The following is a 26963-nucleotide window of genomic DNA, read 5'->3' as shown; positions in this document are numbered from 1 at the left end:
TCGAACATCACGGTAAGGTCACGAGGTCCGGGAGCGTCGTCTCGATCGGCGTATGCAGCACGGTCGTCGCGTGCTCGTCATACGGCGTCGGCTGCGCGTTGAGGATGACCAGGGGCTTGCCGGAGTTCAAAGCGAGGTCACATAGGCCCGCGGCCGGGTAGACCTGCAGGGACGTACCAACCGCCAGGAAGAGGTCGGCTGCCTCGGTAGCGGCAACAGCTCGATCCAGCACAGCCCTGTCGAGCGACTGGCCGAAGGAGACCGTCGCGGACTTCAGGATGCCGCCGCACACCTCACAGGCCGGGTCTTCCTCGCCGGCCTCGAGCCGGGGGAGTACGTCGGCCATCGGGAGCCGGTGCTCGCACTGGAGGCAGTCGACGTACCAGACCGTCCCGTGAAGCTCATGGACCAGCTCTGGCGACGACCCGGCCTTCTGGTGCAGCCCGTCGACGTTCTGGGTGATCAGCCCGGTCAGCCGGCCCTGGCGTTCCAGCTCGACCAGGGCCAGGTGGCCAGGGTTCGGCTGGACCTCCCAGGCCGGTACGGCGAGCCTGTGCCTCCAGGTCGCCACCCGTACCTCCCGGCTGTCGACGTACTCCTCGATGTCGAACATCGCCTCGGCAGCGGGGTTCTTCGTCCACACGCCCTCGGGCCCGCGGAAGTCGGGGATACCGGAGGCCGTGGAGATCCCAGCTCCGGTCAGCACGGCGATGCGGTCGGCTTTGATCACACCCCCGACGGTATCCATTCGGTGGCCAGGACCGACATCACGATCTCGTCCACCCATTCGCCGTCCCAGCGCAGCGCGTCGCGCAGTACGCCTTCTCTCTTGAAGCCGGCCTTCTCGTAGGCACGCTGGGCGCGCGGGTTGAACGCGTAGACGCCCAGGCTGATCCGGTGCAGGCCCAGCTCCTCGATGCCGTAGCCGACGATCAGCCGGGTCGCCTCGCTGCCAAGACCACGGTTCTGGCCGGCCGGGCCGATCAGGATGCGGAAGCTGCAGGACTCGTTGTCCGGGTCCCACTGGTTCAGTACGGCCTCGCCGACGGCCACACCTGACGCCTTGTCGACGATCGTGAGGTCCAACCGGTCGGTCTGGTCCTTGCGGGTCCGCATCCACTCGCGTGCCCGCTCCTCGGTGATCTCGCCGTGGCTGCCGGTGAAGCGGGTCACGTCCGGGTCGTCCATGGCGGCGGACAGCGCGTCGTAGTCGCCTTCGTCCATCGGTCGCAGGACCACCAGGCCGCCGGTCAGCGTCGGCTTGTACGCGAAGTCGGTCACGCCGCGCAGTGTGTCAGTTGACCCGCCGTACGACGTACTGGTTTTCGGCCGACGACACCAGCTCCTGTGAGCGCATCCTGCACCAGGCAGGGATGTCCGTGGCCGCGGCCGGGTCGTCGGCCAGCACGGTGACGGTGTCGCCGACGGCAACGGTGGGCAGTGTCTTCGCCAGCTTGATCACGGGGAGTGGGCAGAGCAGGCCGTTGCAGTCCAGGTCCACGTTCACATCCCCACCTCCGCCCGGATGCGCTGCACGATCCCCGGCAGCACCGCACAGAACCGCAGTACGTCGTCATGCGTCGTGTCGCGCGCCAGCGAGAGCCTGACGTTGCCGTGGGTCAGTACGCCCATGGCCGCGAGTACATGCGACGGCTGGAGCGTGCTCGACGTACAGGCGGATCCGCTGGAGACAGCGAAGCCTTCCGCGTCCAGGGCGGTCACCAGCGCCTCACCGTCGACGTAGAGACACGAGAACGTGAGTACGTGAGGTAACCGGTCCTCCGGGTCACCTACGACCTCCACATCCGGTACGTCGGCCGCCACGCGCTCCCGTACTTCGTCCACCCAGGCCCTGTGCTGCTCGTTGAGCTCCTTGGCCTCGGCCAGCCTCGCCTGCAACGCCGCGGCCGCAGCCAGCGCGTTCGGTACGTTCGGGAAACCGGGGGAGAGGCCGTCCTCCCGCTCGTCCATAGGCCAGGCCGGCGCGATCCGCGTGCCCTTCCGTACCGCCAGCAGCCCGACGCCGGCCGGCCCACCCCACTTCTGCGCGCTTGCCGCCAGCATCGACCACCCGCCCGGTACGACGTCGTGCCCGATCGAAGCGGACGCGTCAACAAACAGCGGTACGTCGCCGCACGCCGCGGCCGCCGCGTCGACGGGTTGACGTGTCCCGACCTCGTGGTTCGCCGACTGCAGCGCGGCCACGACCACACCGGGCCGCCGTACCGCTTCCGCGAACGCGTCCAGGTCCACCCGCCCCAGCCGGTCCACCCCGACCTCGACGGCGTCCCCACCGGCCGTGTGCAGTACGGCGGAATGCTCGACGGCGCTGTGCACCACCGACGTACCGGCCCGTCGCCTGGCCGCCCGTACCGCGGTCAGCCCGTCCCGGATCGCCGCCGTACCGGAGGTGGTTAGGTACAGCTCGTCCGGCCGCACGCCGACCGCGTCCGCGAGCACCGCGCGGGCGTTGTCCAGCAGGAGCCGCGCGGTCCGCCCCTCGTGGTGCAGCCGCACCGGATCGGCCCATCCGGAATCCACTGCCGACAGCAACATTTCCCGTGCCGCCGGGTGCATCGGCTCGGCCGACGCGGCGTCCAGATACGCACGTTCGCTCACGCGGGAAACGCTAAGCCCTACCTCTCCGCAGGATCGGGGAAGGGGTCCAGTAGTGTTTGGTCGTCAGTCTCACTTGGGAAGGGAAAGGCGCCCCGTGGGTTCGAACGGCACGCCCGGAGTGGAGGAGCGACCGGCAGGTTCTGCCGGCGCCACACGTCCGGCGAAGCGACGCCTGCTGGTCGGTGCGGCAGTGGTGCTCGGCACCACGCTGCTGACCGGTTGTTCGTCGGCGACCACTGAGCAGTGGAAGCGACTCGGTCTGCCCGAGGGCGCCTCGGACCGCACCGAGGCGATCAGGAGTCTGTGGATCGGCGCGTGGACCGCCGCCCTGATTACCGGCGTCCTGGTCTGGGCGCTGATCCTGTACTCGTCCGTGCGGTACCGCAAGCGCAACGAGGACGCGCCCCGGCAGGTGCGGTACAACCTGCCGCTCGAGGTCCTCTACACCCTGGCGCCGTTCGCGATCATCGGCGTGCTCTTCTTCTACACCGTCGAGCACGGCAACACGGTGACGAAGATGGACGCCAACCCGCAGCACACCGTGAACGTGGTGGGCCAGCAGTGGCAGTGGACCTTCAACTACAAGGACACCGTCGACGGGCAGCAGGGCGTCTGGGAGACCGGCACGCTCGACAAGCCCGCGACGCTGTGGCTGCCGGTGAACGAGTCGGTCCACTTCGACCTGACCTCGCCGGACGTCATCCACTCCTTCTGGGTGCCGTCGTTCTACTTCAAGCTCGACGTGATCCCGGGCCGGACCAACAAGTTCGAGCTGACCCCGACCAAGACCGGCACCTTCGCCGGTAAGTGCGCCGAGCTCTGCGGGCTCTACCACAGCCGCATGGTGTTCAGCGTCAAGGTGGTCACCCGCGCGGAGTACGACCAGCACCTGAAGGACCTGGCCGCCAAGGGCCAGACCGGAGCTGCCACCGGTGGCGCCGACGCCACCACCATTCCCGGTACAGGGGAGGGCGAGAAGTGACCGAGTTCGCCGAGCGCACCGGCGCTATCGGTAGCACCACCGCGCTGCCCCGGCGGCGTACCAAGGGCCAGTTGCTGGTCAAGCTGCTGACCACGACCGACCACAAGCTGATCGGGCACATGTACCTGGTCACGTCGTTCGCGTTCTTCCTGATCGGCGGCGTGATGGCGCTGCTGATCCGCGCCGAGCTGGCCAAGCCCGGCCTGCAGATCGTGAACGAAGAGGTCTACAACCAGCTCTTCACGATGCACGGCACGATCATGCTGCTGCTGTTCGCGACCCCGCTGTTCGTCGGTTTCGCGAACGAGATCATGCCGATCCAGATCGGTGCCCCGGACGTCGCGTTCCCGCGGCTGAACATGTTCAGCTACTGGCTGTTCCTGTTCGGCGGCCTGATCACGATCAGCGGCTTCTTCACCCCGGGCGGCGCGGCCGACTTCGGCTGGTTCGCCTACGCGCCGCTGTCCAACGCGGTCCGCTCGCCGGGTGTCGGCGGCGACCTGTGGATCATGGGCCTGTGGATGGCCGGCCTGGGCACGATCCTCGGTGCGGTCAACTTCGTCACCACGATCATCACCATGCGGGCACCCGGTATGACGATGTTCCGGATGCCGATCTTCACCTGGAACATCCTGGTCACCTCGCTGCTGGTGCTGATCGCGTTCCCGATCCTGGCCGCGGCGCTGCTGGTGCTGGAGGCGGACCGAACACTCGGGGCCCATGTCTTCGACGCGGCCAACGGCGGGCCCATACTCTGGCAACACCTGTTCTGGTTCTTCGGGCATCCCGAGGTGTACATCATCGCGCTGCCGTTCTTCGGCATCGTCACCGAGATCCTGCCGGTCTTCAGCCGCAAGCCGGTCTTCGGCTACATCGGACTGGTGAGCGCGACGCTCGGCATCGGCGTGCTGTCGATCGCCGTGTGGGCGCACCACATGTTCGTCACCGGCGCGGTGAACCTGCCGTTCTTCTCGTTCATGACGTTCCTGATCGCCGTACCGACCGGGGTGAAGTTCTTCAACTGGATCGGCACGATGTGGGGCGGATCGATCTCGTTCGACACGCCGATGCTCTGGTCGGTCGGCTTCCTGACGACCTTCCTGTTCGGCGGCCTGACCGGCGTCATCCTGGCCTCGCCGGCGCTGGACTACCAGCTGTCCGACTCGTACTTCGTGGTCGCGCACTTCCACTACGTCGTCTTCGGCACCGTGGTGTTCGCGATGTTCGCCGGGTTCTACTACTGGTGGCCGAAGTTCACCGGCCGGATGCTGGACGAGAAGCTCGGCAAGCTGCACTTCTGGCTGCTGTTCATCGGCTTCCACACGACGTTCCTGGTCCAGCACTGGCTGGGCGTCGAGGGCATGCCGCGGCGGTACGCCGACTACAGCCCGAACGAGGGCTTCACCACGCTGAACGAGGTGTCCAGCGTCGGTGCCTTCATCCTGGGCGCGTCGATGCTGCCGTTCTTCTACAACGTCTACAAGTCGCGCAAGTCGCCGAAGGTCGGCGTCGACGACCCGTGGGGCTGGGGCCGTTCGCTGGAGTGGGCGACCAGTTCGCCGCCGCCGCGGCACAACTTCGAGAAGCTGCCGCGGATCCGTTCGGAGTCGCCCGCGTTCGACCTGCACCACCCCGAGCTGGCCGTGGCCGACCGCCCGGTGAGCACGGCCGGGTCGGACAACCTGCTCGCCGCCGATGACCGGCAGCCGGTCGTGGAGGCCGAGCAGCCCGAGACCGAGGGGAAGGACGAGGCGTGAAGGTCGAAGCCTGGGTCTTCGGGATCCTGAGTGTGTTCCTGGTCATCGTCACGCCGATCTACTGGCTGATGTCGGAGGACCCCACCGGGACCACCGCGCTGGTGATGACGTTCTTCCTGTCGCTGCTGGTGGCGTTCTACCTGAGCGTCACCGCGCGCCGGATGGACGCCCGCCCGGAGGACCGCAAGGAGGCGGAGGTCGTCGACGGAGCCGGCGAGCTCGGCTTCTTCCCGCCGTACTCCTGGTGGCCGCTGTGGTGCGCGATGACGCTCTCGGTGGTCGTGCTCGGCATCGTGTTCGGCTGGTGGCTGTTCATCGCCGGTGTCGGCATCGGCATCGTCACGCTGAGCGGCTTCATCTTCGAGTACTACCGCGGTGACCACGCTCACTAGTTGAGAGTCGTACGAAAAACGCCGTCCGGGAACGAACCGGACGGCGTTTTCGTGCGTCTTAAGAGCGTTGTGGGTACGGAGGGTTGTGGTCCGTACCGGTACGGTTGCGCGCGATGCAGGGAAATGTCGCCGTGGCAAGTTACCCTTACCGCGGTCTGACTAAACAGGGGAGAGCTGGGGAATGGTGAGCGGTTCGGTGAGGAAGCACGGCCTTGCCGTGGCGGGAATCTGTGTCCTGCTGCTGGCCGGTACGGCGTGCAGCGACACGAAGGCCGACGGCAGCGGTACCGGCGGGCAGTCGACGCCCGGCGCCTCCACGTCGCAGAGCAGTACGCCGGGCGCGTCGAGCACGCCCGGTGCCTCGACCACTCCGTCGGAGACCAACGCGGCCGCCAGCATCGCTGTCGTGCCCGCCAAGGGCGCCACCTCGGTGCAGCCTGACAAGCCGGTGACGGTCACCAGCACGGGCGGCAAGCTCACCGCCGTCACGGTGAAGGACGGCGACGACAACACGATCGCCGGCAGCTTCAACGCCGACAAGACCCAGTGGACGTCGACGGACCTGCTCAAGCCGGGTACGTCGTACACGGTCAGCGGCTCGGCCGAGGGCACGGACGGCGGCAGCGTGCCGGTCAGCTCGACCTTCAAGACGCTGAAGGCGTCCAAGAGCCTGAAGGCCTCGATCTCGCCGCTGAACACCTCGACCGTCGGTGTCGCGTTCCCGGTCCAGATCTACTGGAACAACCCGGTCAAGGACCGTGCCGCGGTCGAGAAGCGGCTCTCGGTCAAGACCTCGGTCCCGCTCGACGGCAGCTGGCACTGGGTGAGCAGCACGCAGGTCAACTACCGGCCGAAGAACTACTGGCCGGCCGGCACGAAGGTGACGGTGAACGTCGACACCCAGGGCGTGAACGCCGGGAACAACACCTGGGGCACGAGCAGCCGGACGATCAAGTTCACGATCGGCAAGTCGGTGGTCAGCCATGTCGACGTGAAGAGGCATGTGATGACCGTCACGATCAACGGCAAGCTGGCCCGGACCATCCCGATCACCGCCGGCAAGGACGGGTTCACCACCCGCAGCGGCGTGAAGGTGATCATGGAGAAGTTCACCACCAAGCGGATGGACGCGGCGACCGTCGGCATCAAGCCCGGCGACCCGAACTACTACAACATCCCGGACGTGAAGTGGGCGCAGCGCGTCACCAGCTCCGGCGAGTTCATCCACGGCGCACCGTGGTCGGCCGGCAGCCAGGGCAGTGCCAACGTCAGCCACGGCTGCGTCGGCATGAGCCTCGCGGATGCCAAGTGGTTCTTCGACCAGACCCTGACCGGCGACCCCGTCACCGTCACCGGCACCAGCCGCACCATGGAGCCCGGCAACGGCTGGACCGACTGGAACACCACCTGGGCCGCCTACAAGGCCGGCTCGGCCCTGTCCTGACCCTCTGACGAACAAGCCCCCTTCCTGCCGGCCGGCAGGAAGGGGGCTTTTCAGTTGAAGTACTTCTGCAGCTCGGGTGCGACCTCGTTCGCGTGCAGGGACGGGAGCGAGTGGTGCGTTGCTGTCTCGAGGGGTATGACGATTGCGCCGGGGCTGAGCGTGGTGATGCGGCGGGTCAGTCGGGTGGCGTCGTGGCTCCTGCTGCGGGTGGCGACGAAGACCAGGGGAGCGACCGTGCCCAGTTGGTCGTCGGTGGGGCGCTTGGTGCGGACGAACGGTGTTGACGGCTGTTCGGCGGCGAGACCGGCCAGTTCCAGGACTTGAGGATCCAGCGGGAGCCCCTGGGTCTCCCAGCGGAGGAACGCGGCGCTGCGGGCCAGTGAGGGCCGCAGGAGGGCCGGTAGCGCCCGGAGGACGTAGGGGATCCGCAGTCCGAGGTAGCAGTCGGTGGGGTCGATCAGTGCGAGCCGGTCGACCCGGTACGGCTGGGCGATCGCGTACGTGAGCGCGATCCAGGAGCCGTACGAGTGGCCGCACAGCGCCGTTCGCTCGATCCCGAGGCCGTCGAGCACGTTCGTCAGCCAGCTGTGCAGGTCCTCGGGCGTCCGCGGTCTCCGGCCGGTGTTGGCGCTGCGGCCGGCGTCGACGATCAGGTCGACGGCGTACACCCGGTGGTCCTTCGCGAGCTCCGGCGCCACGGTGAACCACACCGGCGAGGTCGCGCCGTGGCCCGGCAGCAGTACGACGGGCGGGCCGTCCGCGGGACCGCACGCGTTGACGTGCGTCGTACCGAACTCGTCGGTCAGCTCGAGCTGCTCGACCGGTACGCCCCAGCGGGCGAGCAATGCGTCGTACGCGTCCTGGAAGCTCATGCTGCCGAGAATAGCTCACTGAGTGAGGTACATTGCTGGGTATGCGTGAAGGAGTGATGCCGACGGACCCTGAGCGGGCCGCGGCGCTGGAGTTGGTGCACCGGCTGCGCGAGGTCGCGCTCAAGCTGGAGCTGGCGATCGGGGAGTTCGCCCGTACGACGGGACTGCACGGGACCGACGTACGCGCGCTGGTCCGCCTCCTGGACGCCGAACGCGCCGGAGTGGACGCAACGCCCAGCTGGCTCGCCCAGCAGCTGGGAATGACCTCTCAGGCGACAACAGCAGTCATCCACCGCCTGGAGACCGCCGGACACGTAGAACGCCTCAGAAGCCGCTCAGATGGCCGGAGCACCCACCTACAGGTCTCCGACAGCGCCGTAGAACTCGGTTGGCATTTCTTCGGCCCCCTGCTCAACCGGATGACCGCCGGCACCACCCAACTGACCCCAGGCGAGCAGATATCCATAAGCCGCTGGCTGACAGCTATGGCCGAGGCGATCGGCTGACCCAAACGAAACGGCCCCGGGCGAGTGCCCGGGGCCGTTTCGTCTGGTGCGTGAGCGTCAGGAGTGATCGCTGGTGACCTCGCGGTAGGTCTCCGTGTCCTCCGTCAGTTCGTGGATCTCGTCGGCGTCGTGAGCGTGCTCGTGCGCCTCCTCGATCTCCTTAGCGGTCGGCTTCTGGACCGCGTCGGCGAAGTACCACCGCGACAGGGCGGCGCGAGCCTTGTTCAGGGCCCGGCGCGGGGCGCGGACGCCGTTGTCGTCGGTCTCCGGGCCGATCTCGTGCGGCACGAGACGGTCCCGCGCGGTCAGCGAGTAGGCCTCGTACGTCGAGATCGGCTGGTGCTTCTCGGTGTACCTGCCCTCCGCGTCGCGCACGATGACGCCGGTCTCCAGACCGTGCAGCAGCCGCTCCCCGTCGGCCCGCTGCAGCGAGATCGCCCAGCGGCGGGTGATCCAGAAGGCCAGGATCGGGCCGAGGATCACGGCGAACCGCAGGAACCAGGTCACGCTGTTCAGCGAGATGTGGAAGTGGGTGGCGAGTACGTCGTTACCGCCACCGACCCACAGCAGCGCGTAGAACGTGATGAACGCGACGCCGATACCGGTCCGGGTCGGCACGTCCCGCGGCCGGTCCAGCAGGTGGTGCTCACGTTTGTCCCCGGTGATCCACCCCTCGATGAACGGGTAGAGCGCGACCAGCGTGACGAACGCCGGTGGCACGATCAGCGCCGGGATGATCAGGTTCCAGCTGAGTGTGATGCCCCAGAAGTGCGACTCGAAGCCGGGGAAGATACGTACTGAGCCTTCCAGCCAGCCCATGTACCAGTCGGGCTGGGATCCCGCGGTGACTGCGGCCGGGTCGTACGGCCCGTACAGCCAGACCGGGTTGATCTGCATGAGCGCGCCCATCAGCGCGGTGATGCCGAAGACCACGAAGAAGAAGCCGCCGGCCTTGGCCGTGTACACCGGGAACAGCGGGTAGCCGACCACGTTCTTCTGCGTCCGGCCGGGACCGGCGTACTGCGTGTGTTTGTGGTACACGACCAGGAAGAGGTGCGCCGTGACCAGGCCGAGGATGATGCCTGGGATCAGCAGCACGTGCGCGATGAAGAACCGGGAGACGAAGTCGCCGCCGGGGAACTCGCCGCCGAAGATGAAGAAGTTCATGTACGTGCCGACCACCGGCGACGCCTGGATCATGCCGTTGGTGATCCGCAGACCGGTACCGGACAGCAGGTCGTCGGGGAGGCCGTACCCGATGAAGCCCTCGATGATGCCGAGGAACAGCATCCCGAACCCGATCAGCCAGTTCAGCTCACGCGGCTTGCGGAACGCGCCGGTGAAGAACATCCGGAGCAGGTGCACCATCATCGCGGCGATGAACAGCACGGCCGCCCAGTGGTGGATCTGCCGGATCAGCAGGCCGCCGCGGATGTCGAAGCTCAGGTTCAGCGTGGAGGCCATCGCCTCCGACATGTGCACGCCCTTGAGCAGGCTGTACGAGCCGTTGTACGTGACTTCGGCCATCGAGGGCTTGAACCAGAAGGTCAGGAACGTGCCGGTGAGGATCAGGATGATGAAGCTGTAGAGCGCGATCTCACCCAGCATGAAGGACCAGTGGTCCGGGAAGATCTTCCGTAGGTTCTTCTTCCCGATCTTCGCGATGCCGAGGCGATCGTCGAACCACTTGACCGGTCCGGGGAACTCTGTGTTTGTTGACACTGTTGTCACCCTCGTTCGAAGAAGCTCGGGCCGACCGGCTCGGTGAAGCCGCTCTGCGCAACCAGGTAGCCCTCACTGTCCAGTGCCAACGGTAGCTGAGGCAGTGGCCGGGCCGCAGGGCCGAAGACGACCTTTGCCCCGTCGGACAGGTCGAAGGTCGACTGGTGGCAGGGGCAGAGCACGTGGTGCGTGGTCTGCTCGTACAGCGAGATCGGGCAGCCGACGTGGGTGCAGATCTTCGAGTAGCAGAGGATCCCGTCGATGCCCCAGTTCTCCCGGCCGGGCTTGGTGCGGATCTCGCTGGGCTTGATCCGGACCATGATCACCGCGGCCTTGGCCCGGGCGTTCTGGTAACCGACCGGGTCCTCCTCCTGCATCGGGGCCAGGTTCGCCGGCGCGCCGTTGACCAGCTGGCCGACGACCAGGTCGGACGGCTTGATCGGGCGGTTCGTGATGTCGTTGACGACCCGGATGCCCTTCGCCCAGATCGTGTTGTACAGCGCCCGGCCGGGCAGCGGGCCGAGGTCGCGGAGCAGCACGATGGCCGGCAGCCCGAGGACGCCGAGGGCGCCGATCAGCGAGTTCCGGATCATCTTGCGGCGGCCGAAGCCGGACTCCGCGGCGCCCTGCTGGAACGCCTCGGTGATCTCGGCGATCTGCTCCGGCGACGAGTGCGCCGCGTGCCGGTCCTCGGCGATCTCCTCGTCGACCATCAGCTTCTTGGCCCACTGGATGGCGCCCGCCCCGATCAGGAACAGCGCGAGCCCGATGCACAGGCCGATGACCATGTTGTTCGCGTTGCCGGACAGCGGGCCGAACACCAGGATCGAGTGCCGCGGGATCGCGAAGTACGCCACGCAGGCGCCCAGCACCAGCAGCGTCGCCACACCGAACATCGCCGACACCTGGCGCTCGACGCGGTCGGCGGCCTTCGGGTCGATGTCGGTGATCCGCGGCTCGTGCGGCTCCAGGCCCGGGTCCGGGATCGGCTCCGCCACCTCGAGGGCGGAGCCGTGGTGCTCCGCTTCCGCCTTGGCCGGAAGGTTCTTCTCGTCGCTCATTCGGCCTTCGCTCCCTTGGCCTTGACGCCCTTGGCGCCGATCCAGACCGCTACGGCGACCAGCAGGCCGATTCCGACGACCCAGCCCCACAGACCCTCGGAGACCGGACCGAGCCGGCCGAGGCCGAAGCCGCCGGGGTTCTTCTGGCTCTGCAGCGCCTTCAGGTAGGCGATGATGTCCTGCTTGTCCTGCGGCTGCATGACCTGGTCGGAGAAGACCGGCATCTGCTGCGGGCCGGTCAGCATGGCCTCGTAGATGTGCTTCTCACTGACGCCCATCAGCGACGGCGCGTACTTGCCGTTCGGCAGCGCGCCACCGCTGCCGGCGAAGTTGTGGCACGCGGTGCAGTTGGTGCGGAACAGCTCGCCGCCCCGGGTGACCTGCTCGTCGGTGGCCTTGCTCACGTCGTACGAGTCCGCGGACGGCACCGCCGGGCCGGGGGCCAGCGAGGCGACGTACGCCGCCAGGGCCTCGATCTCGGCCTGCGAGTAGACCGGCGTCTTCCGCGGGATCTGCGCACCCGGCTGCTGCGCGGGCATCCGGCCGGTGCCGACCTGGAAGTCGACCGCGGCCGCTCCGACACCGATCAGCGACGGCGCGGTGAACTTGCCCCCACCGTTCGTACCGCCCTCGGCGTTGAGGCCGTGGCAGCTGGAGCAGCCGACCGCGAAGAGCTTCTTGCCCTCCTCGATCTGCTGCGACTGGGCCGAGTTGTCCGCCACCGCGTTGTCAGGGGCGAAGGCGGCGTACGCCGAGCCGACTGCGAGGAGGCCGAACAGGAGCACGACGAGGCCGGCGGACCGGTGCCGTCGTCGCGCAGAGAGAAAGCGCGCCGGTGACAAGGGATTTCTCTTCTCACTCATTTGAGCAGGTAGATGGTCGCGAACAGGGCGATCCAGACCACGTCGACGAAGTGCCAGTAGTACGACACGACGATCGCCGAGACGGCCTGTTCGTGGGTGAACTTACGAGCCATGTACGTCCTGGCCAGGACGAACACGAAAGCGATGAGGCCGCCGGTCACGTGCAGGGCGTGGAACCCGGTGGCCAGGTAGAAGACCGATCCGTACGCGTTGGACGAGATCGTCAGGCCCTCCTGCACCAGCCCGGTGTACTCCGTCACCTGACCGGCGACGAACACGGCGCCCATCAGGTACGTGAGGATGAACCACTCACGCATGCCCCAGGTCCGGGGGTTCAGCACCGAGCCGGTCCGGCCCACCCGGCCGTGCTCGGCGGCGAAGACGCCGAACTGGCAGGTGAACGAGGACAGCACCAGGATCGTCGTGTTCACCGCGGCGAACGGGACGTCCAGGCGCTCGGTCATGAGCTGCCAGAGCGTCTCCGTTCCCGGAGCGGCGGCAGCGGTCGTCACCGACCGGATGGTGAAGTACGCCGCGAACAGGGCGGCGAAGAACATCAGTTCGCTCGAGAGCCAGACGATCGTGCCGACACTGACCATGCTGGGACGGTCGGCATGACCGTGTTCACGAGACGCTGGGAGCGCGGTTGCAGTGGCCACGCGGTCATTATGTCGGTCCTTGCGTTCAGCGCTACGACCACCCCCGTGCATGTCGTCGACGGGCTGTTCCTACTGTGGAACCGTGCTTCCCCTCCACGCCTCGCCGGGCGACCAGATCGAGCCGCTCACGGCGGTCCGGTTGCTGACGGCATGGACCTTCGAACCGGTGTTACTCGGCGTGATCGTGGTGCTCGGGGCGGTCTATCTGTACGGCGTCCACAAGTTGCGGAAGCGTGGTGACAAGTGGTCCCGCGGCCGGACGTTCGCGTTCGTGGGGATCGGTCTGGGCAGCGCCGTGATCGCCACCCAGTCGGCGCTCGGGACATACGACACGGTGCTGATCAGCGTGCACATGGTCCAGCACATGATCCTGTCGATGCTGACGCCGCTCGCGCTGGCGCTCGGAGCACCGGTCACGCTGGCGCTCCGGACGCTGCCGCGACGGCCGCGGAAGTGGTTGCTCTCCGTGTTGCACTCGCGGTTCGCGAAGCTGATCTGCTTCCCGCTGATCGGGTTCACGCTGTTCGTCCTGAGCCCCTGGGCGCTGTACTTCAGCGGCTGGTACGACGCGACGCTCCGGTCGACCGCCCTGCACGACCTGCTACACCTGCACTTCATCCTGGTCGGGTCGCTGTTCTTCTGGCCGCTGCTCGGGCTGGACCCGGTGCCCGGGCGGGTGATCTACCCGTTCCGGCTGTTGATGACGTTCCTCACGTTGCCGTTCCACGCGTTCCTCGGGATCACGATCATGTCGGCGAACAAGCTGATCGCGGAGGACTGGTACACCAGCTTCGACCGGTCCTGGCCGCCGTCGCCGCTGCACGACCAGTACCTCGCCGGCGGGCTGTTGTGGGGCTCGGGCGACATCGTCGGCGTGGTCTTCTTCGCCGTACTCTTCGTCCAGTGGGTGCGCGAGTCGCAGCGCGAGGCGCGCCGCGAGGACCGGCGTCTGGACCGCTTGGAGGAACAGGCTCGCAGGGCCGGACAGGTGCCCCGGTAGCATTCGGGTGTCCAGTCTTCTTCAGAACAAAGCTTGGGATGGATCGATGAGTTCAGAGCGTCCGCTGAGGGTCCTGGTCTACAGCGACGACCGTACGACGCGGGAGTCCGTGCGGCTGGCCCTCGGCAAGCGGCCGACGGCCGATCTGCCCGAGCTCGAGTACGTCGAGTGCGCGACCGAGCCGGCCGTGATCAAGACCATGGACAAGGGCAAGATCGACCTGGCCATCCTGGACGGCGAAGCCGTTCCGGCCGGTGGTCTGGGGATCGCGCGGCAGCTGAAGGACGAGATCTTCCAGTGCCCGCCGGTGCTGGTGCTGACCGGCCGCCCGCAGGACGCGTGGCTGGCGACCTGGTCGCGGGCCGAGGGCGCGGTGTCGCACCCGATCGACCCGATCAAGCTCGCCGAGGTCACCGCCGACCTGCTCCGGCAGCGCGTGGCAGCGCTCCCCGCCAGCACCTCCTGACCCCCATGGGCGCTTACACCTGGTCCCAGGTGATCGGGCCGCTGCTGCGGCACGAGGACCTGGAGGCCGCCGCCACCGCGTGGGCGATGGAGCAGATCCTGTCCGGGGCCGCGACGCCGGCCCAGCTGGCCGGGTTCGTGATCGCGCTGCGGTCCAAGGGCGAGACAGTCACCGAGGTCGAGGGCCTCGTGCAGACGATGCGCGAGTTCGCCACCCCGATCACCGTCCCCGGCCGGACGCTGGACGTGGTCGGTACCGGCGGCGACCAGGCCCACACTGTGAACATCAGCACGATGTCCGCGATCGTCGCGGCCGGTGCCGGGGCGAAGGTCGTGAAGCACGGCAACCGGGCGGCCTCGTCCGCGTGCGGCGCCGCCGACGTCCTCGAGGAACTCGGGATCCCGCTCGACCTCACCGGCCCGCAGGTGGCCGAGGTGGGGGAGCGGGCCGGGATCACGTTCTGCTTCGCGGCCGCGTTCCACCCGGCGCTGCGGAACGCCGCCGTACCGCGGCGCGAGCTCGGCGTACCGACGACGTTCAACCTGCTCGGCCCGCTGGCCAACCCGGGCGACCCGTCGGCGCAGGCCGTCGGTGTCGCGGACGGGCGGGTCGCCGGGCTGATGGCCGGAGTGCTGGCGCGGCGCGGGATCGACGCGCTGGTGTTCCACGGCGACGACGGGCTGGACGAGCTGACCACGCGGACGACGTCGCGGGTGTGGAGCGTCGGCGGCGGCGAGGTCGACGGGCCGGTCACGCTGGATCCGCGGGAGCTCGGCATCGAGCCGGTGTCCGCGGACGCGTTGAAGGGCGCGGACGCGACGTACAACGCGAAGGTCGTGCGGGCGCTCGTCGAGGGCGAGCCCGGGCCGGTGCGGGACGTCGTACTGCTGAACGCCGGTGCGGCGCTGGCGGCGTACACACCGGTGGCCGGCACCGTGACCGAGCGGATCCGGATCGGGATGGACCGGGCCGCGGAGGCGCTCGACTCCGGCGCCGCGAAGGATGTGCTGGACCGGTGGATCGCTGCTTGCGCCTCGGTTCGCTGAGCTTTTGAAGGGGGCCGGCCTCGGGTCGGCCCCCTTTCGCATTTACTTGTTGATCTTGATCTGGCTGACCTTGGTGCGCCAGACGTTCTGCCACGCCGGCGTGGAGCCGGCGATGTCCGCCACCGACACGTCCGCCGTACCGTCACCGCGGTCGACCACCGCGATCATCACGGTCGAGTACGTCTCGGCCAGCTTCGGGACCTTGACGACCACCTTCGCGACGATCTCGTGGCCCGGGTGGCCGTTGACCGTGATCGCCTTGTGTTGCGTGCCCTTCATGAGCTGCGCGTTCTTGTCGTACAGGTTGGTGATCGCGGTGACACCGACCTGGATCGCGGCCGCCTTCAGCCCGGCCGGCGTGTTCTTGTACGGGACCTCCGGCGGGAGCTGACCGAACGCCGTGTAGTTGCCCCAGGTCGCGCCCTTGCCGTCGTAGTTGTTGTGCACCGTCAGCCAGATTGCGCCAGCGCCCCAGAGACCGGTCCGCTCGACCGAGTTGCCCCAGGCGGAGCTCATGATCGGCATCGTGTCGGTGTTCGCGGCAACGATCTCGGTCCCGATCACCTTGCCGTACGGCGTTTCCGTCTTGGTCGGCTTGGCCGACGGGTTGACGGTCTCGAGCGGTTTGCCGGTGGAAGGGAGTGCGACCGGGGTGAGGGCGTCGGCCTTGTTCCAGATCCAGCCGGCGCTGAGCCCGGTAGCCGCGAGCGCAGCAACCACCAGCACGACGGCCCCGATCGCCCTCGCGCGACCGTTCCCGCCTGTCGACCCACCACGCAACCAACCATCAACACCCGAGTGCTCCTCAGCACCCACAGAAACACCGTGCCCACCCGCGGGACCACCGTGCCCGCCTGTGGGAGCGCTGCGCCCGCCCGTAGGCGTGCTGTGGGCTCCCGCGGGTGTGCCCTGCCCGGCTGCGTGCCCTCCAGGCGGCTGCGCATACGGCCCAGCCGCCCGCGAGATCACCTCCACGAACGCCGGCGGCATCTGCTGCCCACCGTGCACCCCACCAACCTGCCCAGGACCGCCGTACGCACCACCCTGCGGACCGCCCGCACCTGCGCCCGGCGGAGTGCCTGCGCTCTGCGGACCGCCTGCGCCCTGCGGACCGCCCGCGCCCTGCGGACGCCCCTGCCCGGGGTGTTGACCACCTTGCGCAGCTTGCGGACCACCTTGTGCGGCTTGCGGACCACCTTGCGGCGTCGTAGGTGGCCGACCGCCTTGCGGGCCGGCTTGTTGCCCGCCTGTCTGCGGACCCATCGGTTGCGCCTGCCAGCCGGTCTGCCGCTGGCCGGCCTGCTGCGGACCCCGAACCTGTCCACCGTGCTGCAGTATGCCGGGCGTCCGACCGGCTTGTCCGCCCTGCGGTGCACCTGGTGTCTGGCTGGCTGGTCCGCTCTGCGGTTGGCCAGGCTGGCTGTGTGGCGACGGCTGTTGGGAGTACTGCGCCCCCGCCGGGGGAGCCGCGTGCTGCGGACGTGGCTGCGGTGAAGCTGGTTGCTGAGGCGCCGGCTGCTGCGCGGACTGTGGCTGCGTGTCAGCACGCTGTGCGCCCGGCTGAGCGCCCCACGCCTGCTGGCTAGGGGCTGGTTGTGGCGTGCCAGGTTGCTGCTGCTGGCTCCACGGCTGCTGGCCAGGTTCCTGTGTCCCGGGCTGCTGCTGGCTGTCCGACCGCTGCGAACCCGCCTGCCAACCACCCGCGTACTGACCACCCGGCTGCTGCGCACCAGGGGTCTGACTAGCGGATCCACCCGGCTGCTGCAGACCCGGCTGCTGACCACCAGGCGGCTGACCACCAGGCTGCTGGCTGCCTGCCTGCTGGGTTCCTGGTCCGGTTGGTTGGGGTGTGCGGGAGTGCTGGCCGCCTGTCTGCTGAGCAGGCGGTCCGGTTGGTCCGCTCGGCTGCTGCGGGCCCAGGTGCTGGCTGCTTAGCTGCTGGTTGCCCGAGTCAGCTTGTGGCTGTTGGGCGGACCAATGGGGTGGTTGGGGTGGGGCCGCGTGTTGAGGACGGGCCTGGGGTGGAGGGGGTGGCGCTGGGGCGGGGGACTGGCCGAAGAGGGCGTCCGAGGAAAGGGAGTCCTGGGGGCCCGGCTGGGTGGGGCGTGGGGCCGGGGCGGGGGGAGCTACCGGCGTACCGGCCAGGGGATCGCCTGGGGTGGGACGTACCTCACCACCCGCAGTAGTGTCGGGGTGCGGCTCGTGGTCGGCGGGTGGGTTGTTGTTGTCAGCCAACTTGAATTCCCTTAAAGGCCTCGTCTGCGGCCGCTTTCAGGTCCGGGCGGTTGATCGGGATCTCGCTGATGTACGCGACCGCCGTACCGTCGCCGAGGTCGAAGACGGCCACGGTCAGCGTCAGCACGCGGTCGGTCACCTTGGCGGCGGTCGTGGTCACGGTCTGCTGGACGAACCAGCCCGACTTGCCGGAACGCTTCACCGCGCCGTTCGCGAGCGGCTTGAAGGTCACCGGGATGTTGCCGTACAGGCCGCCGTCGTGCATTTGCGTGGACAGCGACAGCGCGGTCGCCTTCGGGTCGCCGGTGAAGCCGGCGCCGGTACCGAGCCCGCCGACGAAGATGTCCGCGGACCAGTCGTCCGAGCCGACGGCGCTCTCGGTCAGTACGACGCGCTGGCCGTTCGAGTGCTGGAGCTGCTGGACCAGCCGGATCCGGTCCGACCACGGCGGCTTCCGGCGCGGGAACGAGATCGCACTCGACGCGATCCGGCCGTCGCCCTCGTGCAGCTTCGGGTTCTTCGACTGGCCGGGCGTGGTCCCGCCGGTCGGCCCGGGGGACGCACTCTGCGTCGGCGAACCGGTCGGGTCGGGGTTCGCGGTCTTGTCGTCGTGGTTGGTGAGCAGGACGATCGCGGCGACGATCAGCAGTACCAGCGCGATACCGCCACCGACGATCAACGGCAGCTTCCCACCGAACGGACCGCCGCCACCGGGGCTCTTGGACTTCTTGGTCTTGCCCTTGTCGCGTTTGCCGGCGCCGGAGCTCAGGTCGGCCTTGCCGCCCCAAGCTTCGTTGCCACCCTCACTCCAGGCCTGCTGCGGCGTTTGCTGTGTGGCAGTGCCTTGCTGAGCAGCCCACTGCTGCGGGCTGCTCTGCTGCTGGTTGGGGTTCTGCTGACCCCACGGCCCTGATTCTTGTACGCCGTGCTGGTCGCCGACGCCCCAGCCGTTGTCGGCCGGTGCGTCCGTACCCGCTGAACCCTGCTGCGAGCCCCAGAGCTGTTGGGACTGCTGCTCGCTGTTGGGCTGCTGGGGGTTCCAGTTCTGGTTCTGCTGGGGTTGCTGGTTCCAGTTCTGGTTGGTGGCTTGCTGGTTGTCCCAGCTCTGGTTCGCGGGCTGTTGGTCGGCCCAGCTTTGGTTCTGGTTGGCGGGCTGTGGGTCGGGCGGGGGCTGGTTCTGGTTCTGGTCGCCCCAGAGTTGGACCGGCTGGTCCGGTGTGGGGTCGGTCGACTCGGGAACGGTCCAGAGCGGGCCGGCCTTTTCCGGGGTCGCCAGGTCGTCTTCGTCGCTGGCTTCGACACCCCACGCGGGTACGTCGCTCGCCGTGTCGGCCTGCTCCTCGCCGCCCTGGCTGCCCCAGTCGGGCTGCGGAGTCGCTGCCTCGGAGTCCTCAGCCGCCAAGCGGGCCGCTTCTTCATCTGCTGCGGTCTGGGCTGCTGTTTGCGCTGTCGGCTCGTCGACCGTCGGCGCGTCATCCGCAGGACCTGTCGCCGACGTACCAGTTGGTTGAGGAGCTGAAACCTCGGCGGTGGCTTCGTTGGCTGGGGTTGGGGCGAGTCTGAGGGCGGGGGTGGCGGGTTGTTCCGGTTCTGGTTCTGCGGTGGCGGCCAGGGCGGCCTCGGCGGCTTCGGCCTCGGCTACGTCGCGTTGGGTCCAGTGTTCGGCGGGGGCCGGGGCGAGCTCGGGGGCGCCCCAGGTGGCGCGGGCGCGTTCCGCCGGGGAGGGGCCGTTGTCCGGGGCGGGTACGCCGGTGTCCGCGACAGGTACGCCGGTGTCCGGGGCCGGTACGCCGGGGCGCTGGACGTCGGCGTACGGCGCGGACTCCTGCGGCTGCGCGTACTCGTCGGGGTGCGCGGCAGTCCGCGGCGCGTGCTCGTCGGGGTGCGCGGACTCCTGGGGTTGGGCGGACTCGTGTGCGTACTCGACGGGTGACGGTTGCGGTTGGGCGTACTCGTCGCGGGAGACTGCGCGGAGGCGGGGGCCGTCGGTCGGGGGGGCGGTGTTGCCGGGCTGTGGGGTGGACCAGAGTTGGGGCGTCGCGGACGGCTGCCACCAGCCGCCGTCGGAGGGGGCTTCTTGAGGAGCGGGTGCCTCGGAGGAGGCGCCGACCGATCGCAGGCCCGACGTACGTGACACCGGCGCGCCCGTGTCGTCCGTCGGCGCAGGAGTTGACTGAGCTTCCGGCTGGGTTTGCTGCGGCTGTACGCCGTCAGCCGGCTGCACTGGCCGTTCCTGCGACGGCCAAGGCTGTTGCTGCTGGCTGTCGGGTTGTTGCTGGGACGGCCAGGGCTGGTTGGCTGCCGGTGTCTCGTTGGCTGCCCAGGGCTGGTTCGTCGGAGAATTGGTTGGCCACGGTTGTTGTGGCTGTTGGGGTGCCCACGGCTGGTTGGCGGACTGAGGGTCGGCCGGTTGCTCGTGCTGTTGGTCCGGGGCGGGCTGTTCGTAGGACGTGAACTGGTCAGCGCCCCAGGGCTGTTGGTTTGCGGACCACGGCTGCTGCGGGGATTGCTCGTGGACCGGGAACTGTTGGCCGGACCACGGCTGTTGCTGGGTCTGTTCGACGTCGGGGGAGGACTGGTCGCCCGACCATGGCTGGATCTGGGTCCGCTCCGAGTCCGGCTGCTCGTACGACGTGAACTGGTCAGCGGCCCACGGTTGCTGGTCGGCGGACCAGGCTGCCTGGTTGGGTTGCTGGGCTGACCATTGGTTGTTGCTGGGGTGTTGTTGTTCTTGGCCGGACCAGGGCTGGATCTGGGTTTGTTCGGTGTTGGGGTCGGGCTGTTCGGGCGTGGTGAACTGGTCAGCGGCCCAGGGCTGTTGGTCGGCGGACCAGGCTGCTTGGTTGGGTTGCTGGGCTGACCATTGGTTGTTGCTGGGGTGTTGTTGTTCTTGGCCGGACCACGGCTGGATCTGGGTTTGTTCGGTGTTCGGGTCCGGTTGGTCGTGCGAGGTGAACTGGTTGGCGCCCCAGGTCTGTTGGTCGGTGGACCACGCCTGCTGGTCCTGAGCCGGTGGAGGCTGGATCTGGGTTTGCTGGACGTTGGGGTCCGGTTGGTCGTACGACGTGAACTGGTCGGCGCTCCACGGCTGCTGGTTGGCGGACCAGGGGGGCTGGTTGGGGTCCGCGTTGGTGGAGTGCTGGTCCGGCGGCTGGATCTGGGTTTGCTGGTTGTTCGGGTCCGCCGGTTGGTCGTAGGACGAGAACTGGTTGGCGCCCCAGGGCTGTTGGTTGGCGCCCCAGGGCTGTTGGTCGGCGGACCATGCCGGTTGGTCGGGCGTGGTCGGCTGCTCCGGGGTCGTGTCGGCCGGGGAGGGCTCGGGGGTCGCGTCCGCCTGGGCAGGTTCAGGGGCGGTGGGGTGTTCCGAGGCGACCTCGGCGGAGAGGCGGTCGGCCTGGTCCTCGTGGTCGGTTCGGTTGGTCCACTTCTCGCCGTTCCAGAAGCGGATGGTTTTGGGTTGGCCGGTGGGGTCGGGGTACCAGCCGGCGGGTGGGTTGCTCATCCGCGTCCTCGCTGCACCGTCGGCGCGCATGCGCGGACCTGCTCGGCGACGAACTGACCCCAGACGTTCATGTGCTCACCGTAACTTCAGCTCGTGTCAGTCGGACCGGAACGGACCGGTCCTCAGACACCGTCCTCGCCCAGGCTGAAGGCTGCTTCCAGATCGTGGCTGGAGTACGCGCGGAACGCGATGTGCGTCTCGGTGCTGAGCACGCCGGAGACCCGGTTCACGTGCTCGGGGATGACGGTCGCCAGGTCGTCGTGGCGCGCGACCCGGACGAGCGCGATCAGGTCGAGCCCGCCGGTGACGGAGTACACCTCGCTGACGCCGTCGATGGCGGCCACCGCCTCGGCGACCTCCGGGATCCGTGCGACGTCGGCCTTGATGAACACGATCGCGGTGACCATGCCGTCCTCTCCTCTGACACTCCTGACGTGCGCTGAATCCTCACGCCTCGACCCGCGAAAGCATAGTGCGGTCGAGGCCGCGCAGTGCCCGCGCCGTCGGTTCGTCGGCGGGCAGGAACGCCTCCATCCGCAGTTCCGCGACGGTGACGTCGATCGCCGTACCGAACCGGGTCAGCGTGGTGATCAACCGCAACTCCCCGCTCGCTGTCCGTAACCGCAGCGGCACGGCGAACCCGAGGTGGTCGGGCCACGATCGCCGGGCTGGGCCGGTGCCCCTCGAGGATCCCGGTCAGCGCCGCACGGATCGCGTCGAGGCCGGGTGCGTCGTACGGCGTCTCGTCGTACGCCGGGGCGCGCGCGAACCGCCAGCTCCAACTGACTGACACGCCGCCGCGTCCGCCACGCGCGCAGACCAGCGGCCACCTCTGACGCCATCTAACCCACCCGGGCCGGACCCAGCGGCCGCATGTGCCGGCGGCGTTCGGTGGGGTGCTGGTGGAGGTCGCTGTGGGCGTTGTCGAGGCGGGTCAGGTGCCGGCCGGCGCCGCTGACCGGGCAGGTCCAGGTGCCGTCCATCTCGACCAGCCGGACGCCGGGCAGGTCGAGCCAGCGCAGGATCAGCTCGATCTCCTCCGGCGACGCCGTCGCGACCGGGCCGATCCCGGGCAGCACCGTCTCGGCGGACGCCCGCAGCATCTCCAAATGCCGCCGCGGATCGGTCCCGCGCGGGCTGAACCCGGCCGCCGCGAGCCGGCCGCGGCGGATCACGTGCAGCTCCCACCCGCCGTCGTCGGTACGCCGCGCCGCGCAGATCTCCGCGCATCCGGTCACCGACGCCATCCGCTGCATCCGCGCCGAGCTCCGCACGAACGCGCTCAACCGGTCCCGGTGCACGGCGGCGTCCTCGAACCGCTCGTCCGCCGACAGCACGTCGATCCGCCGGTCCAGCGCGTCGACGACCGGCGTCGGGTCCACGGTCAGCGCGGACCGCAGCCCGGTGACGAACTCGCCGTACGTATCCGCCGAGATCCGCCCGTCGCACGGCGCCACACACCGGCCCATCTCCGCCAGCACGCACGGCGACAACGAAGGCCGCTTCGACATCCGCGCGGTGCACTGCCGGATCGGGAACGCCTCGTGCAGCGCGGCCATCGCCCGCTCGGCGGTCTTCCGCGAGCTGAACGGGCCGAGGTAGCCGGCGTCGTCGTCGCGGACCTGTTTGACCAGCGACAGCCGCGGAAAGGGCTCGACCGTGACCTTCAGCCAGTGCTGCCGCTCGGGGAACTTGGACTTCCGGTTGTACCGCGGTTTGTGTTCCGCGATCAGCCGGAGCTCGCGGACCTCAGCCTCCAGCGGCGTGTCGCACTCGATCCCGCGGACACCGGTGGCGATGCCGACCATCTCGCCGATCCGGTTCCGGGTCTCGGAGGCGGTGAAGTACGAGCGGACGCGGGTGCGGAGGTCCTTCGACTTGCCGACGTACAGCACCTCGCCGCGGTCGTCGGTGAACAGGTACACACCCGGTGTGTGCGGCAACGACTCGGCCAGGTGCCGCTTCTTCCGGACCGCGGGCGCGACGCGGGACGAGAACGTCTGCAGGTCCTCCAACGTTTGCACGCCCAACGACCCGACCCGCTCGAACAGCCCGTGCAGCACGTCGACGGTGGCGCGCGCGTCGGACAGGGCGCGGTGGTTCGGCGTGGTGGTCGTCCGGAACAGCTTGGCGAGCGTGCCCAGTTTGCAGTTCGGCGCCTCGTCCGGGGTGATCACCCGGCGCGCCAGCAGCGCGGTGTCGACGACCGCGAAGTCGGGCCAGTCGTACCCGTGCACCTGCGTCTCGTGTTTCAGGAAGCCCATGTCGAACGGCGCGTTGTGCGCGACCATCACACAGCCGTCCGCGAACTCCAGGAACGCCGGCAGCACCGACTCGATCCGTGGTGACGAGGCAACCATCAGGTCGGAGATGCCGGTGAGCACGGCGATGAACGGCGGGATCGGCTCGGACGGGTTGACCAGCGTCTGGAACTCGCCGAGCACCTCGCCGGAGCGCACCTTCACCGCGCCGATCTCGGTGATGCCGCCCTCGCCCGGCGGATTGCCGGTCGTCTCCAGGTCGACGATGCAGAACGTGATGTCGCGCAGCGGCGTACCCAGGTCGTCGAAACTGTGCTGGACGCCGCGGATCGGCAGCTGCGGATCCGCGACCTGGGCACGTCCTGGGCTGGTCATGCCCACGACGCTAGGAGCCGCCACCGACAATTCCGCGGGTGACACGCCTGCGAGTCGACTAGGCTCTCTGTATGCGTACACAGGCGATCACCGTGAATCAGGGCCGGAGGGCCGTTCACTGTGGTCTGCGTCACCGGCCGTTCCCGGTCGCCGTACCAGCCGGACTGCGGACCGGTGACTGAGGCCGGCACCGCCGCGAGCTCTGCCGCCACGACTCTGCCTGAACCGGTCCGGCAACGCGTCCTGACCCTCGCCGCGCACGCCCTCGGCCAGCTCCCCGCGACCGACATCCCGGCCCCGCTGCGCCGGTTCGCCAGCTTCGCGCCGGCCAAACGCGCGAAGCTCTCGGCGTCGGTGCTCGGCCCGATCCTGGAGACCGACGACCACTTCCGGAAGCTGACCGCGTTCGAGGTACGGCGCGCGCACCCGGAGCTCGGCGACGCGGTCGCGGACGGCGTACCGGTGCCGGCCGCCGACCCGGTGGAGGTCGCCGCGCTCGCGTACCTGCTGCGCCCGGACGACTGGGAGCAGCACGTGGCAGCGGTCGCGCAGGCCCCGGTGGAGAACCCGCGCGCCGACGCCGAAGCCGTCCATCGGCTGTCCGACCAGCTCGACCAAGCCCGGACCGAGACCCGTCAGGTCCGCGAACGGCTTCGTGAACAGGTCAACGAGCTGAAGGCCGAGAACGTCACGCTCCGCCGCAAGCTGAACGAGGCCCGGCAGCGGATCACCGGTCTGCACACCGAGCTCGAGCAACGCACGAAAGAGGCCGCGTCCGCCGACGAGCGGGTCGACGCGGCCCGCGCCGACGTCGACCGCGAGCTGCGCAAGCTCCGCGCCCGCATCACCGAGCTGGAAGCAGTCGAGCACGCGGCCCGGCGGACGGCGGGACAGGAGCGTGAGCTGGCGACGACCCGCACCCGGCTGCTGCTGGACACGTTGCTGGAGGCAGCGAGTGGGCTGCGTCGTGAGCTGGCATTGCCGCCGGGGGGAGAGCTCCGTCCGGCGGACACCGTGGCCGGCTCCGAGCCCGAGGCGGCCCCGGTCGGACGTACGGCGCCTGAGGACGACCCGGCGTTGTTCGACGAGCTGTTGTCGTTGCCGCAGGTGCATCTGATCGTCGACGGGTACAACGTGACCAAGACCGCGTGGCCGAACTCGCCGTTGCACTCGCAGCGGCAGCGGCTGGTGACCGCGCTGGGGGCGTTGGTGGCGCAGCGGCGCATCGAGGTCACGGTGGTGTTCGACGGTGCGGAGCTGTCCGGGCCGGTGCAGCTGAACCCACCGCGCGGCGTCCGCGTGCGGTTCAGCCCGGCCGGCGTGATCGCCGACGAGGTGATCCGGCAACTGGTCCGCGCCGAGCCGCCGGGCCGCCCGGTGGTGGTCGTCTCCACCGACCGCGAAGTTGCCGAAAGCATCGTCAAACTCGGCGCCCGCGCCCTCACCTCCGCCAGCCTGGTCGCACGCATCGCCCGCACCTAGCCCACCAAAACTGTCGGTGGGGTTCTTTAGCGTCCTTGTCAGCCGGATGCAAGTCCGGGTGCTTCCCCACTTGGAGGATGTTGTGCTGATCGACTGCGACGCTTGTGTGATGAAGGGCCCGGGATGCCAGGACTGTGTCGTCACGGTGGTGCTGGGGTTGTCGGCCGAACGGTCCGGCAGTCTGCGCATCGACGACGACGAGCGGGCCGCCCTGGACGCGCTGGCCGACTCGGGGCTGGTCCCGCCGCTGCGGCTGGTGCACGCGGTCGACAGCATCGAGCCGGGCGCGCGCCCCAACGAGCAGACCGGCTGAAGCCCTGTGACGGAAGGCGAAACGGCCGTTTGACCGCGAACACGCTTCGTTAATTTTCGATCAAACCCGAGGGGCGAATTGCACTGGTCACGAAACGGTCACTACTGTTACCTCTCGTTGCCTCAGGGTGTCGGCCGCTCCGGCCGACCGGGCAGCGGCAAGCCGAGGGAGTGACCCGGCGGATCCGCGGACCTGAAGTCCGCGCCCGGCCTGGTCAACGGGGACGGCGCGAGCAGAGGAAGGGACCGACCGGGCTGTGTCCATCGGACGCGTCAACCGCACCAAGGGAATCGCTCTCGCCGCCATCACCAGCACGGCTGTCGCTGCGGGCGTGATTCTGATCCAGGGAGCGGCGGACGCCGACCCCACGCCCTCTCTGGCGGACGCGAAGAAGCAGGTCGCCGAGCTCCAGCATCAGGCCGAGACGGCCGGTGAGTCGGCGAACGAGCTGCGCGGCCAGATCAGCGCCTCGCAGTCGCGGGTCAAGGCGCTGCAGACCGCGATCGCCAAGCAGCAGGGCCAGGTGGACGCGGTGAAGCGGCAGATCGGCTCCCTCGCGGTGGCCGGCTACCAGACCTCGGGTATCTCGACGACCGCGCAGCTGCTGCTGTCGACGAACCCGGACCAGTTCCTCAGCCAGGCGTCGACCGCCCAGGCGTTCGCCGGCCAGCAGAACTCGGCGCTCCGGCGTTACCAGCTCGCGCAGGGCAAGCTCACCGACCTGCAGGCCAGCGAGCAGACCGAGCTGGGTGCGTTGCAGGCCGTCCAGGCGAAGCAGAACGGCTTCGTCGGCCAGCTGAACGCGAACCTCGACAAGGCGCAGAAGGTCCTCGACAAGCTCAGCGCGGCGGACCGCAAGCGGATCGAGGAAGAGAACGCGAAGGAAGCGGCGAACGCGCGCAAGCAGCGCCCGACCCGCGACAGCACCCGGACCAGCGACAACAAGAGCATCCCGAACATCCCGGCCAGCGGCCGCGGCGCGATCGCGATCAACGCGGCGTTGTCCCAGCTCGGCGACCCGTACGTGTGGGGCGCGGCCGGCCCGAACTCGTACGACTGCTCCGGTCTGACCATGTATGCGTGGGGCAAGGCCGGTGTCTCGCTGTCGCACTCCTCGAAGGCGCAGACCGGTGAGGGCCGCCAGGTCAGCAGGTCCGAGTTGATGCCTGGTGACCTGATCTTCTACTACTCCCCGGTCAGTCACGTCGCCCTGTACCTCGGTAACGGCCGGATTGTGCACGCCCCGCGGCCGGGCAAGAGCGTCGAGATCGCCCCGATGGACGAGATGCCGATCAACTCGATGGTCCGCCCGGGCTGACCTGGGACCTTTGACATACTCTGCGGCTCCGGGGATCCCATCCCCGGAGCCGAGTCATTTCCTGATGCCGTAGTGTCGGAGGAGGCCG

General features: G+C 68.8%; 27 protein-coding genes. 12 read left to right on the top strand and 15 right to left on the bottom strand.

Going from position 1 to position 26963, the window contains the following annotated elements; all coding sequences use genetic code 11:
• Positions 1-7: 7 nt before the first annotated feature.
• The 4 genes from ACFV9C_RS28375 to ACFV9C_RS28360 are packed head-to-tail and all read right to left on the bottom strand — an operon-like array spanning position 8 to position 2619.
• The gene (locus ACFV9C_RS28375; RefSeq protein ID WP_380198379.1) at positions 8-730 is read right to left on the bottom strand and encodes an NAD-dependent deacetylase; all 723 of its coding nucleotides are present in this window, start codon (positions 728-730) and stop codon (positions 8-10) included.
• A complete protein-coding gene (locus ACFV9C_RS28370; protein ID WP_380198377.1) occupies positions 727-1281 on the bottom strand; it encodes a GNAT family N-acetyltransferase in 555 nt (184 codons plus the stop codon). Before ACFV9C_RS28370 ends, ACFV9C_RS28375 begins: the two co-directional genes overlap by 4 nt.
• Positions 1282-1294: 13 nt before the next feature.
• Entirely contained in the window at positions 1295-1507 is a 213-nt protein-coding gene (locus tag ACFV9C_RS28365) for a sulfurtransferase TusA family protein (RefSeq protein WP_380198375.1), read from the bottom strand.
• Positions 1504-2619: a cysteine desulfurase family protein gene (locus tag ACFV9C_RS28360; RefSeq protein ID WP_380198373.1), complete on the bottom strand. Its 1116-nt coding sequence runs from the start codon at positions 2617-2619 to the stop codon at positions 1504-1506. Before ACFV9C_RS28360 ends, ACFV9C_RS28365 begins: the two co-directional genes overlap by 4 nt.
• 94 nt (positions 2620-2713) lie before the next feature.
• On the opposite strand from ACFV9C_RS28360, the gene coxB reads away from it, so the two are divergent.
• The 4 genes from coxB to ACFV9C_RS28340 all read left to right on the top strand — a co-directional run bounded on the left by coxB (position 2714) and on the right by ACFV9C_RS28340 (position 7194).
• A complete protein-coding gene (gene coxB, locus ACFV9C_RS28355) occupies positions 2714-3601 on the top strand; it encodes a cytochrome c oxidase subunit II (protein ID WP_380198371.1) in 888 nt (295 codons plus the stop codon).
• Positions 3602-3720: 119 nt separating this feature from the next.
• On the top strand, positions 3721-5358 hold the full coding sequence (gene ctaD, locus ACFV9C_RS28350) for a cytochrome c oxidase subunit I (RefSeq protein ID WP_380198779.1): 1638 nt from the start codon (positions 3721-3723) through the stop codon (positions 5356-5358).
• Positions 5355-5750: a cytochrome c oxidase subunit 4 gene (locus ACFV9C_RS28345; protein ID WP_380198369.1), complete on the top strand. Its 396-nt coding sequence runs from the start codon at positions 5355-5357 to the stop codon at positions 5748-5750. Before ctaD ends, ACFV9C_RS28345 begins: the two co-directional genes overlap by 4 nt.
• 196 nt (positions 5751-5946) lie before the next feature.
• Positions 5947-7194: an Ig-like domain-containing protein gene (locus ACFV9C_RS28340; RefSeq protein ID WP_380198367.1), complete on the top strand. Its 1248-nt coding sequence runs from the start codon at positions 5947-5949 to the stop codon at positions 7192-7194.
• A gap of 50 nt (positions 7195-7244) precedes the next feature.
• Here the strand turns inward: ACFV9C_RS28340 and ACFV9C_RS28335 are convergent, their stop codons facing one another.
• On the bottom strand, positions 7245-8066 hold the full coding sequence (locus ACFV9C_RS28335; RefSeq protein WP_380198365.1) for an alpha/beta fold hydrolase: 822 nt from the start codon (positions 8064-8066) through the stop codon (positions 7245-7247).
• A 41-nt stretch (positions 8067-8107) separates the two neighbouring features.
• Between ACFV9C_RS28335 and ACFV9C_RS28330 the strand changes: the two genes are divergently transcribed.
• Positions 8108-8572, top strand: a complete 465-nt coding sequence (locus ACFV9C_RS28330; protein ID WP_380198363.1) for a MarR family winged helix-turn-helix transcriptional regulator — start codon at positions 8108-8110, stop codon at positions 8570-8572.
• Positions 8573-8629: 57 nt separating this feature from the next.
• Here ACFV9C_RS28330 and ACFV9C_RS28325 read toward each other — a convergent pair whose 3' ends face one another.
• The 4 genes from ACFV9C_RS28325 to ACFV9C_RS28310 are packed head-to-tail and all read right to left on the bottom strand — an operon-like array spanning position 8630 to position 12817.
• Positions 8630-10303 (bottom strand): cytochrome bc complex cytochrome b subunit, encoded by a 1674-nt coding sequence (locus tag ACFV9C_RS28325; RefSeq protein WP_380198360.1) that lies wholly within the window; start codon positions 10301-10303, stop codon positions 8630-8632.
• A complete protein-coding gene (locus tag ACFV9C_RS28320) occupies positions 10300-11355 on the bottom strand; it encodes a Rieske 2Fe-2S domain-containing protein (protein ID WP_380198358.1) in 1056 nt (351 codons plus the stop codon). Before ACFV9C_RS28320 ends, ACFV9C_RS28325 begins: the two co-directional genes overlap by 4 nt.
• A complete protein-coding gene (locus tag ACFV9C_RS28315; protein ID WP_380198356.1) occupies positions 11352-12218 on the bottom strand; it encodes a c-type cytochrome in 867 nt (288 codons plus the stop codon). Before ACFV9C_RS28315 ends, ACFV9C_RS28320 begins: the two co-directional genes overlap by 4 nt.
• Positions 12215-12817: a heme-copper oxidase subunit III gene (locus tag ACFV9C_RS28310; RefSeq protein WP_380198354.1), complete on the bottom strand. Its 603-nt coding sequence runs from the start codon at positions 12815-12817 to the stop codon at positions 12215-12217. The genes ACFV9C_RS28315 and ACFV9C_RS28310 overlap by 4 nt, the downstream gene beginning before the upstream one ends.
• Positions 12818-12959: 142 nt before the next feature.
• On the opposite strand from ACFV9C_RS28310, the gene ACFV9C_RS28305 reads away from it, so the two are divergent.
• The 3 genes from ACFV9C_RS28305 to trpD are packed head-to-tail and all read left to right on the top strand — an operon-like array spanning position 12960 to position 15389.
• Positions 12960-13877 (top strand): cytochrome c oxidase assembly protein, encoded by a 918-nt coding sequence (locus tag ACFV9C_RS28305; protein ID WP_380198352.1) that lies wholly within the window; start codon positions 12960-12962, stop codon positions 13875-13877.
• 46 nt (positions 13878-13923) lie between these two features.
• Positions 13924-14343, top strand: a complete 420-nt coding sequence (locus tag ACFV9C_RS28300; RefSeq protein ID WP_380198350.1) for a hypothetical protein — start codon at positions 13924-13926, stop codon at positions 14341-14343.
• A 5-nt stretch (positions 14344-14348) separates the two neighbouring features.
• A complete protein-coding gene (gene trpD / locus ACFV9C_RS28295) occupies positions 14349-15389 on the top strand; it encodes an anthranilate phosphoribosyltransferase (protein ID WP_380198348.1) in 1041 nt (346 codons plus the stop codon).
• 42 nt (positions 15390-15431) lie between these two features.
• On the opposite strand, the gene ACFV9C_RS28290 is transcribed toward trpD, so the two are convergent.
• Positions 15432-16205, bottom strand: a complete 774-nt coding sequence (locus ACFV9C_RS28290; protein ID WP_380198346.1) for a hypothetical protein — start codon at positions 16203-16205, stop codon at positions 15432-15434.
• Between the two features lie 149 nt (positions 16206-16354).
• Positions 16355-16714, bottom strand: a complete 360-nt coding sequence (locus tag ACFV9C_RS28285; protein WP_380198344.1) for a hypothetical protein — start codon at positions 16712-16714, stop codon at positions 16355-16357.
• A gap of 175 nt (positions 16715-16889) precedes the next feature.
• On the opposite strand from ACFV9C_RS28285, the gene ACFV9C_RS28280 reads away from it, so the two are divergent.
• Positions 16890-17324, top strand: a complete 435-nt coding sequence (locus tag ACFV9C_RS28280; protein WP_380198342.1) for a hypothetical protein — start codon at positions 16890-16892, stop codon at positions 17322-17324.
• Between the two features lie 292 nt (positions 17325-17616).
• Here ACFV9C_RS28280 and ACFV9C_RS28275 read toward each other — a convergent pair whose 3' ends face one another.
• The 4 genes from ACFV9C_RS28275 to ACFV9C_RS28260 all read right to left on the bottom strand — a co-directional run bounded on the left by ACFV9C_RS28275 (position 17617) and on the right by ACFV9C_RS28260 (position 23762).
• On the bottom strand, positions 17617-21126 hold the full coding sequence (locus ACFV9C_RS28275; protein WP_380198340.1) for a hypothetical protein: 3510 nt from the start codon (positions 21124-21126) through the stop codon (positions 17617-17619).
• Between the two features lie 122 nt (positions 21127-21248).
• Positions 21249-21533: an Lrp/AsnC family transcriptional regulator gene (locus tag ACFV9C_RS28270; RefSeq protein ID WP_380198338.1), complete on the bottom strand. Its 285-nt coding sequence runs from the start codon at positions 21531-21533 to the stop codon at positions 21249-21251.
• 40 nt (positions 21534-21573) lie between these two features.
• Positions 21574-21720: a hypothetical protein gene (locus tag ACFV9C_RS28265; RefSeq protein ID WP_380198336.1), complete on the bottom strand. Its 147-nt coding sequence runs from the start codon at positions 21718-21720 to the stop codon at positions 21574-21576.
• A gap of 248 nt (positions 21721-21968) precedes the next feature.
• Positions 21969-23762 carry a DEDD exonuclease domain-containing protein gene (locus ACFV9C_RS28260; protein WP_380198333.1) on the bottom strand — a complete coding sequence of 598 codons (1794 nt, stop codon included), beginning with the start codon at positions 23760-23762 and terminating at the stop codon, positions 21969-21971.
• 174 nt (positions 23763-23936) lie between these two features.
• On the opposite strand from ACFV9C_RS28260, the gene ACFV9C_RS28255 reads away from it, so the two are divergent.
• From ACFV9C_RS28255 to ACFV9C_RS28245, 3 genes are all read left to right on the top strand, one after another.
• Positions 23937-25244, top strand: coding sequence for an NYN domain-containing protein (locus tag ACFV9C_RS28255; protein ID WP_380198331.1), 1308 nt, complete (start codon positions 23937-23939; stop codon positions 25242-25244).
• A 109-nt stretch (positions 25245-25353) separates the two neighbouring features.
• Positions 25354-25557, top strand: a complete 204-nt coding sequence (locus tag ACFV9C_RS28250; protein WP_380198329.1) for a hypothetical protein — start codon at positions 25354-25356, stop codon at positions 25555-25557.
• Positions 25558-25813: 256 nt separating this feature from the next.
• Entirely contained in the window at positions 25814-26875 is a 1062-nt protein-coding gene (locus ACFV9C_RS28245) for an NlpC/P60 family protein (protein WP_380198327.1), read from the top strand.
• Positions 26876-26963: the final 88 nt, after the last annotated feature.

This window comes from Kribbella sp. NPDC059898, assembly GCF_042730855.1.
GTDB lineage: Bacteria > Actinomycetota > Actinomycetes > Propionibacteriales > Kribbellaceae > Kribbella.
Note: the sequence above shows the minus strand (reverse complement) of the source record. Positions and strands in the feature narration are given on the sequence as shown.

Bases quoted from the DNA above. Each gene is read 5' to 3' on its own strand.
- ACFV9C_RS28310 (WP_380198354.1), bottom strand. From the start codon at position 12,817: ATGGTCAGTGTCGGCACGATCGTCTGGCTCTCGAGCGAACTGATGTTC.
- ACFV9C_RS28300 (WP_380198350.1), top strand. From the start codon at position 13,924: ATGAGTTCAGAGCGTCCGCTGAGGGTCCTGGTCTACAGCGACGACCGT.
- trpD (WP_380198348.1), top strand. From the start codon at position 14,349: ATGGGCGCTTACACCTGGTCCCAGGTGATCGGGCCGCTGCTGCGGCAC.
- ACFV9C_RS28335 (WP_380198365.1), bottom strand. From the start codon at position 8,066: ATGAGCTTCCAGGACGCGTACGACGCATTGCTCGCCCGCTGGGGCGTA.
- ACFV9C_RS28250 (WP_380198329.1), top strand. From the start codon at position 25,354: ATGAAGGGCCCGGGATGCCAGGACTGTGTCGTCACGGTGGTGCTGGGG.
- ACFV9C_RS28315 (WP_380198356.1), bottom strand. From the start codon at position 12,218: ATGAGTGAGAAGAGAAATCCCTTGTCACCGGCGCGCTTTCTCTCTGCG.
- ACFV9C_RS28260 (WP_380198333.1), bottom strand. From the start codon at position 23,762: ATGACCAGCCCAGGACGTGCCCAGGTCGCGGATCCGCAGCTGCCGATC.
- ctaD (WP_380198779.1), top strand. From the start codon at position 3,721: ATGTACCTGGTCACGTCGTTCGCGTTCTTCCTGATCGGCGGCGTGATG.
- ACFV9C_RS28330 (WP_380198363.1), top strand. From the start codon at position 8,108: ATGCGTGAAGGAGTGATGCCGACGGACCCTGAGCGGGCCGCGGCGCTG.
- ACFV9C_RS28275 (WP_380198340.1), bottom strand. From the start codon at position 21,126: ATGAGCAACCCACCCGCCGGCTGGTACCCCGACCCCACCGGCCAACCC.
- ACFV9C_RS28320 (WP_380198358.1), bottom strand. From the start codon at position 11,355: ATGAGCGACGAGAAGAACCTTCCGGCCAAGGCGGAAGCGGAGCACCAC.
- ACFV9C_RS28270 (WP_380198338.1), bottom strand. From the start codon at position 21,533: ATGGTCACCGCGATCGTGTTCATCAAGGCCGACGTCGCACGGATCCCG.